Consider the following 9,906-nt stretch of genomic DNA (forward strand, 5'->3'; position numbering starts at 1 on the left):
TGAAGTGGTGGTTGAGTCTCAGCTTTCTTCGAGCGTATCCGCGCAGTATCCGCGCCGGAACGGTCAACAGCCGCAGTCGGCGTCAGCCCGCCAAATCAAACGCGATCCGTGTGAAGGATGATCAGCCGAACCCGTCGAGGTGCGCTTTCAGTGCGTCCAGGAGCTGCACCTGCCCTTTGACCATTTTGGTGCGGGCCTCAGCCTCACTGAACCAGCCGGCGTCGTCGATCTCCGCATAGTCCCGGACAATGCCGGACCCCGGCGGCCACTCCAGCGCAAACGTGTTGCCGGCGATGCGTTCCGGCGCGAAGTCCGCCTCGGCCGCATACACCGTGACGGTCTTCTTGGCGGACTGCCGGAAACTGCCGAGGAGGACGTAGTCCGCCGCCGGAGCCGGCGTTCCTATCTCCTCGTTGAATTCGCGCAGTGCGGCGGCGAGCGGATCCTCTGCGGGGAGAATCCCGCCTTTCGGTATGGACCAGGCATGTTCATCCCTGCGGGCCCAGAACGGTCCGCCCATGTGGCCCAGCCACACTTCCAGCGGCCCGGGTCCGTCCCTGGCCCCCGGGCAACGGCGGTACAGCAGAATGCCTGCGCTGTGGATCATGGGCTCATCCTAGGCGGTCCTACCTTCCCGGGGATGAACCGTGCAAGGATCGGGGCTATGAACCAGCGTCTGATGCTGCTTGACACCGCTTCCTTATATTTCCGCGCCTTCTACGGCGTGCCGGACTCGATCCGGCGCAGTGACGGAACTCCGGTCAACGCGGTCCGGGGCCTGCTGGATATGATCGCGCGGCTCACAGCCGACTACGGTGCGACCCATCTGATTGCGTGCTGGGATGATGACTGGCGTCCGCAGTGGCGCGTGGACCTGCTGCCCACCTATAAGGCGCACCGGGTTGCCGAGACCGTTGAGGATGCCCCCGACGTCGAAACGGTTCCGGATCCGCTTGAGGCTCAGATTCCGATGATCCGCCGCACGCTGGAACTCGCCGGCGTCGCCGTCGTCGGTGCTCCCGGATATGAGGCCGACGACGTGATCGGCACCTACGCGGGCGGCGCCGATCTGCCCGTGGACGCGGTCACCGGGGACCGGGACCTTTTTCAGGTGATCGATGACGGGCGGGACGTGCGTGTCATCTACACGGCGCGGGGTATGAAGAACCTCGAGGTACTCACCGAAGCGTCAATCGTGGCCAGGTACCGGGTGCTCCCGCAGCAGTACGCGGACTACGCCACCCTGCGCGGAGATTCCTCCGACGGTTTGCCGGGCGTTGCGGGGATCGGCGAGAAGACCGCGGCGTCGCTGCTGGGAGAATACGGGACCCTAGACGCTTTGCTGGCTGCCGCCAAGGACCGGAGCAGTTCCCTTTCCTCGCCGATGCGGTCCAAACTGGCTGCAGCGGCGGACTACCTGGAGGTTGCCCCCGACGTCGTCCGGGTGGCCCGTGACCTGCAGCTGCCCGGCGTGGAGGAGGCCGGGGCGCAGCTGCAGCCCATCACCGGTGATGAGCGGGCAGAGCTGGAACAGCTGTCCACCCGGTGGAACCTTGGAGGATCCGTACAGCGGCTGCTGGCCTCCTTTGACCGGTATGCGTAAGGCCCCTCCCATGGCACCGGATCAGGTTCAGTCGCGCAGCGTTGCGCCTACTTCGGCTTCAACCTCGGCCACCACCTCGCTGTGGCTGCCCATCGCCTCCAGCTCCTGGGCCAGCTCTTCAAGCTCGGCACCACCGGCCATCTGTGCGGTCAGCTGGTCCAGGGTGACGTCCGACTTCTTGTAGTAGCCGATCGACCGGCCGCGCTTGAGCAGCAGGAAGCGGTCTCCCACCGGATAGGCGTGGTGCGGGTTGTGGGTAATGAAGACAACGCCCAGTCCGCGGTCCCGGGCCTGCAGGATGTAGCGCAGGACCACGCCCGACTGCTTGACGCCCAGGGCTGCCGTCGGCTCGTCCAGGATGAGCACCTTCGCCCCGAAATACACGGCCCGGGCGATGGCAACGCACTGGCGCTCGCCGCCGGAGAGCTGGCCCACGGGCTGCTCCACATCGCGCAGGTCGATGCCCATCTCCTGCAGTTCCCTTTTGGTGATCTCCTTCATCCGGGCAACGTCAAGCCGCCTGAACGGTCCGGAGCCCGTGGTCAGCTCCGATCCCAGGAAGAAATTGCGCCAGACCGGCATCAGGGATACCACGGCCAGGTCCTGGTAGACGGCGGCAATACCCAAATCCAGTGCGGAGCGGGGAGACGTGAAACGGCGTTCCTCCCCCAGCGCGGTGAAGGTTCCCTCATCATGCGGATGCAGCCCGGCGATGATCTTAATCAGGGTGGATTTGCCCGCCCCGTTGTCGCCCAGCACGCAGGTGACCCTGCCGGCCTCCACGTCCATGGTGACATCGTGCAGTGCGATCACGTTGCCGTAATGCTTGCCCACTTTGTCGAGCCGCAGCAGGTGCGGCGGCGGGGCTGTGTCCGCACCGCCGCCGGCCTGGCTTTTCGTGCTGTCCATGCGTTCTCTCCGTTCCTAGCTTTGTTCGGCCCGGCGTTTGACCACCATGTTCACCATGGTCGCCAGCAGCAGCATGAGGCCCAGGAAGAACTTGAACCAGTCCGGATTCCATTCCGCGTACACGATGCCCTTGTTGGCCATGCCGAAGATGAAGGCCCCGATGGCACCGCCAATGGCAGAGCCGTATCCGCCCGTCAGCAGGCATCCGCCAATCACGGCCGCAATGATGTAGAGGAACTCGTTGCCGATGCCTTCACCGGACTGCACGGTCGAGAAGGCGAACAGGTTGTGCATGCCAAGGATCCAGGCGCAGAAACCCACGCCCATAAAGAGGCCAATCTTGGTTTTCACCACGGGAACGCCGACGGCGCGGGCAGCGTAGGCGTCACCGCCGGACGCGAAAATCCAGTTTCCCACGCGTGTGCGCAGCAGGATCCAGGAAGCCACGGCAACCAGGGCAATCCAGATGAAGACGGTGATCCGGACCTCCACACCGCCCAGGGTGAGGGAGGAAGCGAACACTGCCTTGGCTGAATCGAAGCCGTCCATGTCCGAGATGGACGGGGAGGATACGCTTCCGCCGATCGCCCGGGTCAGGCCAAGATTCAGGCCGGTCAGCATGAGGAACGTGGCGAGGGTGACGATGAAGGACGGCAGTTTGGTTTTGACCAGGATCCATCCGTTGATGAACCCGACGGTGAGCGACAAGACCAGCGCCAGCGCCACGCCCACCCACACGTTCATCGAGAAGTACCAGCTGAAGAGCGAGGCCATGAGGGCCGAGCTGATGACGGCAACACCGGTGGACAGATCGAACTCACCACCGATCATCAGCAGTGACACCCCCACCGCCATGATGCCGATGGTGGAGGCGCCGTACAGGACGGTGGCGATGGATCCGGGCTGCAGGAATACCGGCGCAACCACTGAGAAGAAGGCGAACAGGGCAACGGCGCCCACCAGTGCGCCGATTTCGGGCCGGCCCAGCAGTTTGGCCATTCTGCTTTTGGCTGCAACTCTTTCGTCTGCCGGTGCGGTGGGGGTGACTGTCTCAGCCGTCATTCGAATTCACTTTCATCATCAGCGCGGGACGCAGCCGGTGCGGGACCGGACCGGCGCATCAGCGGATGCCGTCGGCGGCGAAGGCTGCAACCGATTCGGCGTTCGAGGAGTCGATGATGGTGGGTCCGGTGAGCACCGGCTGGCCGCCGCCGAGCTCGAATCCTCCGCGGCTGTTCTGCCAGAGAGCGTCAACCGCCCCGTAGCCCTGCAGCCAGGGCTGCTGGTCAACGGTGAAGATGATTTCCCCGTCAGCAATGCGCTTGGCAAGGTCGGGGTTGAGGTCGAAGGAGGCCACCTTGGCGTCGCTGCCGGATGACTCCACGGACTTGAGAATGGTCAGTGTGTACGGCGCGCCGAGGCCGACGACGACGTCGGCATCCGCTGTTGCCTGCAGTTTGGCTGTCACGGTGGATTCGACCTGGGTCATGTCCGTCCCCTGGACGTACAGGATTTCGGTGCCGGGGACCTTGGACTTGACGCCGGCACAGCGGCTTTCATGTCCAACGTTGCCCTGCTCGTGAATGACGCAGATCGGATGCGTGTAACCGTCCGCCGCCAGCTGCTGCCCCACTGCTTCTCCGGCAAGCTGCTCGTTGGAACCGAAGTGGGTGAACGCGCCGAGCTCGACGGAGCGGTCCTCTCCCGAGTTCAGGCTTACCACCGGAATGCCGGCGTCTTCCGCCTTCCGGAGCGCCGAGGCAACGGCGTCCGGCTTTGCGAGGGTGACGGCAATGCCGTCCACGCCCTGCTCCACTGCCTGCTCAATCAGCTGGGCCTGCCGCCCGCCTTCAGGATCCGCGCTGTACAACAGTTCAACGTTGTCCTTTTGCGACGCTTCCTCAGCGCCCTTTCGCACGATGTCCCAGAAGGTATCTCCCGGGCCGCCATGGGTAATCAAAGCGATTTTGATGCGGTCAGTGCCGGCAACGGCACCTCCGCCGTCGCCGCTGTCCGCTTCGGGGGTACGTCCGCCGGAACTGGAACATCCCGCCAGGGCCAGCGCAGGAACCAGCAGCACCGATGCTGCCAGTTTGCGCAGGGAAAAATTGAGTGACACTAAAGTCTCCTTTGTCTTCACGGCCCGGCACAATAGCCGGCAGCCGGCAGCCGGAGGGGCCCCGCCCCGCTTCGGCACTTGGAAGTCCAATATATCGACAAGCATGACCATGTCAATCATTTGTCAGGACATAGCCGCGTTTTCCGGCTGCTGATTGTGAGTGACATTGGCCGTAAATCGAAGCCGCTCCTACGGAAGGAGTGACCACTGTTACACTCAACAGCAAATGTTTTTGTCCTTACATGATGCGGTGAAGACCGAAGACCGGCGGAGGTGCAGCAATGAGTCCGGAGCTCAGTATTCCGATCGACGATCGACAGGTCCTCCCCCGTACCCCTGTACCACCAGGTGGTCCAGGGAATTGAAGCAGCCATCCACAGCGGCGTCCTTGAATTCGGTTCCCGGCTGGACAACGAGATTGAGCTTGCCGGCAAGCTGAACCTGTCCCGGCCCACCATGCGCAAGGCAATGGATGAATTGGTCCGTGCAGGGCTGCTTGTCCGCAAGCGCGGTGTCGGCACCCAGGTGGTATCAAACCGCGTCCGCCGCCACCTGGAACTGACGAGCCTGTTCGATGATCTGCAGCAATCCGGACAAAATCCCGCCACTGAGGTGCTCGATTTCCGGCACAGCCAGACCGCGACGGGCGTCGCCGAAACGCTGGAGCTGCCTGCGGGGACGCGCATCTACCATTTCATCCGGCTGCGCACCGTTGGCGGCAAGCCGCTGGCACTCATGGAGAACTGGGTGCGCGATGACATCACGGAAATCACCGAGGGAGCCCTCCGGGGGCAGGGGCTCTACCAGCTGCTGCGGGATGCCGGAGTGAACTTCCGGCTGGCCACCCAGCGCATCGGGGCCGCTGTGGCCGACCAACGGCAGGCGGAACTGCTGGAGGTGGCGGCCGGTGACGCCCTGGTGACCATGGAACGCACCGCCGTGGACGATGCCGGACGCACCGTGGAAACCGGACGCCACGTGTATCGTGCCGATTCCTACAGCTTCGAGATGACGCTGGTTCAACGCTAGGGGTGCGCGCCCCGGGACAGAGATGCGGATGCCGGAAAAATCGTGGGTCTATCCGCCGGGTTCGGCGCATCGAAGTTATCCGGTGCGGTCCGGCAACGAAAAAACCCCGGTCCGAAGACCGGGGTGTTACTTATGCTGCGACTCATCCGTGAACGATGTCCCGGCGATTCCCTTTGGTGCCCGAAGTGGGACTCGAACCCACACACCTCTCGATACTGCATTTTGAGTGCAGCGCGTCTGCCAATTCCGCCATTCGGGCCTGCCCTGCGGTATGAATCACAAAGTTCACATTCCGTGTTGGGCGCGAATCTACTCTACATGCGGATAGGCTATTTGTGTGAACTGTCAGTTCGCACACGGCAGTCAACTGCATTCTGAGGAGCACCTGTGTCTGAGTCCACCGAGCCCGCCCCGTCCAACACGCCGGCGCGGCGCGTCATTGTCGCCGAAGATGAGACGCTGATCCGCCTCGACATCGTGGAGATCCTTACCGGTGAGGGATACGACGTCGTTGGGGAAGCCGACAACGGCGAAAAGGCAGTTGCCCTCGCCACTGAGCTGAAGCCCGACCTGGTCCTGATGGACGTCAAAATGCCCGTCATGGACGGCATCACGGCCGCTGAGCAGATCGTCAAAGCCCGCATCGCCCCGGTGGTCCTGCTGACAGCCTTCAGCCAGAAGGAGCTGGTGGAGCGTGCCCGCGAGGCAGGCGCCATGGCCTACGTGGTCAAGCCCTTTACCCCGGCCGACCTCATTCCGGCGATCGAGATTGCGCTGTCCCGCCACGAAGAGATCAAGGCCCTTGAAGAAGAGGTCAGCGACCTCAAGGAGCAGTTTGCCACCCGCAAGCTGGTGGAACGCGCCAAGTCGCTGCTGACCACCAAGATGGGCCTCACCGAGCCCGAGGCCTTCCGCTGGATCCAGAAGACCTCGATGGACCGCCGGCTGAGCATGCGTGAAGTCGCCGAGACCATTATCAACCAGGTCAACTAAGGCTTTACCGGCAGGCCCGCCGAAAAAGAATGCCCCGCCCGACGACGTCGGGCGGGGCTTTCTTGTCATCGGCTCAGACCGCGGAAAGTGCCCTGCCCTTGATCGCTTCGAATTCCTGCGGGGTGATGGCACCGGAATCCAGCAGGTCCTTTGCCTTGGAGATTTCATCGGTGGGGCTGGAGGCGACCCGGCGGATGTATTCCTCCGTGGAGTTCTGCAGTTCCTGTGACTCCCGCCTGGCCCGTTCATTCATTCCCCTCCCCCGGACGATGAGATAAACGAGAACCGTAAGGAACGGAAAGAAGACCAGAAAGATGACCCACGCAGCTTTAGCCCAGCCGCTTAGTCCCCGGTCACGGAACAAGTCGCTGATCACCGCAAACAGGGTGAACAGATATGCGAAGAGGACCGTCACGGTGAAAACCCACCAAATGATGTCCCAAAAATTATCCCAGTAGCTCAAGGGCTGCTCCTCTCTCTGGCCGTACTTATGATCATCACCCCCTCCCTCCGGCAGTGCCATGGGCAGAAGGAGATACCGGGCCCCGGCTGCCGAAATACCTGCGGTTCACCCCGCCCCCGGCCGTCGGGGCTTTTTCCTTAGCCGGCGGGCGGTGGGCGGTAAAACGGCCGGGGCGTGGGCTTTGTTCGAGGGGCATGATATTTGGAAAACTGGATATGGAAGGATGGAGATGGATATAGAAGCGAAAAAAGACTGCCCGGCCGGATGATCCGGCCGGGCAGCCCTGGCAGAAGGAGGCGGTGTCCGAACTAGATGGACTTGGCCTTGCCCTTGTTGGAGTTCTTGATCGGCCAGGGACCAACCTTCTCCTTGACCCTCATCTGGCCTTCAAGGCGCTGACCTGCATCAGCAATGTCCCCTGCCTTGTGGACCTTGATGGAGTTGGTGGAACCTGCCTGTCCGGGAGGCGAGCCGGCAGCGATAACAACGAGGTCATCGATATCCACCAGATCATTTTCGAACAGCGTGCGGTCCACCTGGGCGGTCATCTGGTCGGTGTTCTCGGCGAACTCCACCAGCATGGGCTGGATGCCCCAGAAGAGGCTCATATAGCGGTAGGTCTCTTCCACGGGGGTGAAGGCCAGCACCGGCTTCTTCGGGCGCAGACGGGAAAGCCGGCGGGCCGAATCGCCCGACTGCGTGAAGGTGCAGACAAACTTCGCGTCGAGCTGGTCGGCAATTTCCACCGCAGCACGGGTAATGGCGCCGCCGCGGGTACGCGGCTTGGAGCCCAGGGCGGGAACACGGTTGAGGCCGTGCTCTTCGGTGGACTCGATGATGCGTGCCATGGTGGTCACGGTCTCGATCGGGTACTTGCCCACGGAGGTTTCACCGGAGAGCATCACTGCGTCGGCACCGTCAAGAACGGCGTTGGCGCAGTCCGAAGCCTCGGCGCGGGTGGGGCGCGGGCTGTCGATCATGGATTCCAGGACCTGGGTGGCCACGATAACCGGCTTCGCCCAGCGGCGGGCCAGCTCGATGGCGTTCTTCTGCACCAGGGGCACGTCTTCAAGCGGCAGTTCCACACCGAGATCGCCGCGGGCAACCATAATCGCGTCGAAGGCGTCAATGATTTCCTCGATGGCAGCCACAGCCTGCGGCTTCTCGATCTTGGCAATGACCGGAACCCGGCGGCCTTCCTCGTCCATGATTTCGTGGACGCGGCGCACATCAACGGCATTCCGGACGAAGGACAGGGCAACCATGTCCACGCCGCGGCGGATGGCCCAGCGCAGGTCTGCCTCATCCTTGTCACTCATGGCGGGCACACTCACTGCCACGCCCGGCAGGTTCAGGCCCTTGTTGTTGGACACGGGGCCGGGAACGGTCACCTCGGTGACCACCTTGACGTCATCCACGGCAGTGGCACGCACTGAAACCTTGCCGTCGTCGATCAGCAGGGTATCCCCCACGCTGACGTCATTCGGCAGTCCCTTGTGCGTGGTGGAGACAATCTCCTTGGTGCCGGGAACGTCTTCGATGGTGATCGTGAAGACGTCGCCCTTGTTCAGGTAGTGCGGGCCGTCAACGAAGCGGCCAAGGCGGATCTTGGGGCCCTGCAGGTCAGCGAAGATGCCTACCGGCTTGCCCAGTTCCTCGGATGCCCTGCGCACATTTTCGTACACAGAATTGTGTACCTCGTGATCTCCATGGCTCATGTTCATGCGGGCCACGTCTACACCGGCGCTCAGAACCGCGAGGGTGTTTTCGTAGCTGGCGATTGCTGGGCCAAAGGTGGCCACAATTTTTGCACGTCTCATAAGTTCAAGCCTAGTCGCCCGGCGCCGATTACGCATTGAGACGGGCGGCAGTCCTCATATCCTTCGAACACTGCGGCCCGTGTTCTTTGTCTCAACCGGCGTCGGTCAAACTCGGTATCTATTGCCCCTGACCGTAAAAACGCACTAATTTCAGAAAATTCAGGACGCCTGGCCCGGGGAAAGATTTACGCCCGGGCAGGAAGCTCCTTGTACGCTGGAAGGCCGGGCTGCAGGCGGCCTTGCCGCTTCTGCACCGAGGATGTGAAACCCGGTTTCAAAGATCAGTCATGAGAATCGTCAGGAGCAACGGTGGCCAACACCGCGTCAGACAGTCAGCCCAACCCGCCTGCCGGCCTGAGGGAACGAAAGAAGGCCCGGGTCCAGGCCCAACTCGTGGCAACGGCCTGGGAGCTGTTCGCAGAGCATGGTTTCGCGGCTGTCACGGTGGACCAGATTGTGGAGGCGGCCGGAGTCTCCCGCAGTTCCTTTTTCAGGTACTTCGACACCAAAGATGCCGCACTTTTTCACAACACCAGGCTCGCCCTGGACAACATGGAAGCCGATTTTGAGTTCCGCAGCCGCAGCGTCCCGCCCCGGCAGGCGCTTCATGAGTCCCTGCTGCAGGCCGCGACGGACTACGAGCCAAGGCGGAGCGAATACCGGACGCTGCGCCGGCTGATGCGGGAGGACCGTGTCCTGCGAGCCAGCGCCGCGGCGTACAACCAGTCGCTCCTGGCCGAGATGACCTCGACGTATCTGCGGCAGCTGGGCCAGGGCGACGAGCTCGCAGCGCGCGTGGAGGTGGCCGTCGTGTGGGCGGCTGCAACGGTCGCCCTGGAGTCGTGGGTGCGGCTCGATGACGAGGATCTGCTGCCCCTGACCGTCCGTGCCCTGGCCGTCCTCCCCCAGGCCGGCTGAACCCGCACAATGGACAGCAGGCTGCCCGGCCGCAGGGACCGGACAGCCTGAT

At 63.0% G+C, this 9,906-nt stretch carries 10 protein-coding genes and 1 tRNA gene; 4 read left to right on the forward strand and 7 right to left on the reverse strand.

What is annotated here, in order from left to right; all coding sequences use genetic code 11:
- Positions 1-121: 121 nt before the first annotated feature.
- Positions 122-607 carry an NUDIX domain-containing protein gene (locus tag QMA10_RS08490; RefSeq protein WP_290167491.1) on the reverse strand — a complete coding sequence of 162 codons (486 nt, stop codon included), beginning with the start codon at positions 605-607 and terminating at the stop codon, positions 122-124.
- Between the two features lie 57 nt (positions 608-664).
- Between QMA10_RS08490 and QMA10_RS08495 the strand changes: the two genes are divergently transcribed.
- Positions 665-1,603, forward strand: coding sequence for a 5'-3' exonuclease (locus tag QMA10_RS08495; RefSeq protein WP_290167493.1), 939 nt, complete (start codon positions 665-667; stop codon positions 1,601-1,603).
- Positions 1,604-1,630: 27 nt separating this feature from the next.
- On the opposite strand, the gene QMA10_RS08500 is transcribed toward QMA10_RS08495, so the two are convergent.
- Genes QMA10_RS08500 through QMA10_RS08510 form a run of 3 tightly spaced genes read right to left on the reverse strand, consistent with a single transcriptional unit; the run spans position 1,631 to position 4,631 of the window.
- Positions 1,631-2,512, reverse strand: a complete 882-nt coding sequence (locus QMA10_RS08500) for an ATP-binding cassette domain-containing protein (protein WP_290167495.1) — start codon at positions 2,510-2,512, stop codon at positions 1,631-1,633.
- 15 nt (positions 2,513-2,527) lie between these two features.
- Positions 2,528-3,574 carry an ABC transporter permease gene (locus QMA10_RS08505; RefSeq protein WP_290167496.1) on the reverse strand — a complete coding sequence of 349 codons (1,047 nt, stop codon included), beginning with the start codon at positions 3,572-3,574 and terminating at the stop codon, positions 2,528-2,530.
- A 58-nt stretch (positions 3,575-3,632) separates the two neighbouring features.
- A complete protein-coding gene (locus QMA10_RS08510) occupies positions 3,633-4,631 on the reverse strand; it encodes a substrate-binding domain-containing protein (protein ID WP_290167498.1) in 999 nt (332 codons plus the stop codon).
- Between the two features lie 348 nt (positions 4,632-4,979).
- Between QMA10_RS08510 and QMA10_RS08515 the strand changes: the two genes are divergently transcribed.
- Positions 4,980-5,660, forward strand: a complete 681-nt coding sequence (locus QMA10_RS08515) for a GntR family transcriptional regulator (RefSeq protein WP_290167500.1) — start codon at positions 4,980-4,982, stop codon at positions 5,658-5,660.
- Between the two features lie 174 nt (positions 5,661-5,834).
- On the opposite strand, the gene QMA10_RS08520 is transcribed toward QMA10_RS08515, so the two are convergent.
- Positions 5,835-5,919, reverse strand: a tRNA-Leu gene (locus QMA10_RS08520).
- Between the two features lie 128 nt (positions 5,920-6,047).
- On the opposite strand from QMA10_RS08520, the gene QMA10_RS08525 reads away from it, so the two are divergent.
- Positions 6,048-6,653 (forward strand): response regulator, encoded by a 606-nt coding sequence (locus QMA10_RS08525; protein ID WP_104054501.1) that lies wholly within the window; start codon positions 6,048-6,050, stop codon positions 6,651-6,653.
- 73 nt (positions 6,654-6,726) lie between these two features.
- Here the strand turns inward: QMA10_RS08525 and QMA10_RS08530 are convergent, their stop codons facing one another.
- Both QMA10_RS08530 and pyk read right to left on the reverse strand, forming a co-directional pair.
- A complete protein-coding gene (locus QMA10_RS08530) occupies positions 6,727-7,116 on the reverse strand; it encodes an SHOCT domain-containing protein (RefSeq protein WP_290167503.1) in 390 nt (129 codons plus the stop codon).
- A 308-nt stretch (positions 7,117-7,424) separates the two neighbouring features.
- Positions 7,425-8,936: a pyruvate kinase gene (gene pyk / locus QMA10_RS08535; RefSeq protein ID WP_290167505.1), complete on the reverse strand. Its 1,512-nt coding sequence runs from the start codon at positions 8,934-8,936 to the stop codon at positions 7,425-7,427.
- 309 nt (positions 8,937-9,245) lie between these two features.
- Between pyk and QMA10_RS08540 the strand changes: the two genes are divergently transcribed.
- Positions 9,246-9,854 carry a TetR/AcrR family transcriptional regulator gene (locus QMA10_RS08540; RefSeq protein ID WP_290167506.1) on the forward strand — a complete coding sequence of 203 codons (609 nt, stop codon included), beginning with the start codon at positions 9,246-9,248 and terminating at the stop codon, positions 9,852-9,854.
- Positions 9,855-9,906 lie beyond the last annotated feature (52 nt).

Origin of the sequence: Arthrobacter sp. APC 3897 (genome assembly GCF_030407495.1) — a bacterium.
In the GTDB taxonomy this organism is placed as follows: domain Bacteria; phylum Actinomycetota; class Actinomycetes; order Actinomycetales; family Micrococcaceae; genus Arthrobacter_B.

What these genes read in the sequence shown, in the direction of transcription:
- QMA10_RS08500 (WP_290167495.1), bottom strand. Translation starts at nt 2,512, where the DNA reads ATGGACAGCACGAAAAGCCAGGCCGGCGGCGGTGCGGACACAGCCCCG.
- pyk (WP_290167505.1), bottom strand. Translation starts at nt 8,936, where the DNA reads ATGAGACGTGCAAAAATTGTGGCCACCTTTGGCCCAGCAATCGCCAGC.
- QMA10_RS08495 (WP_290167493.1), top strand. Translation starts at nt 665, where the DNA reads ATGAACCAGCGTCTGATGCTGCTTGACACCGCTTCCTTATATTTCCGC.
- QMA10_RS08505 (WP_290167496.1), bottom strand. Translation starts at nt 3,574, where the DNA reads ATGACGGCTGAGACAGTCACCCCCACCGCACCGGCAGACGAAAGAGTT.
- QMA10_RS08490 (WP_290167491.1), bottom strand. Translation starts at nt 607, where the DNA reads ATGATCCACAGCGCAGGCATTCTGCTGTACCGCCGTTGCCCGGGGGCC.